1 pseudogene is annotated in these 241 nt (G+C 58.9%); it reads left to right on the plus strand.

The window, feature by feature from the left end:
- Nucleotides 1-241, plus strand: a pseudogene (locus NCS28_RS32845) (FAD-binding oxidoreductase); the annotation flags it as partial.

Raw genomic sequence — 241 nt, forward strand, 5'->3', positions numbered from 1 at the left:
GGCCTACGCAAGCGCGGAATTCGCAAGACGTGGTTCATACACTCGGCGCGTTCAATCAAGGACCGTGCGTTCAGCGAGGAGATCAGCCGTCTAGTGGCTTCCGCCGATGGTGCAGTGAAGGTCGTGCGCGCGCTGTCAGACCCGAGCGACGCGCGCGAGGGCGAAGACTTTGACGTTGCGGGACGTGTTGATATGAATTTGCTGCGTGCGACGCTTCCCTTTGACGACTACGACTTTTATC

Origin of the sequence: Caballeronia sp. INDeC2 (genome assembly GCF_023631325.1) — a bacterium.
GTDB lineage: Bacteria > Pseudomonadota > Gammaproteobacteria > Burkholderiales > Burkholderiaceae > Caballeronia.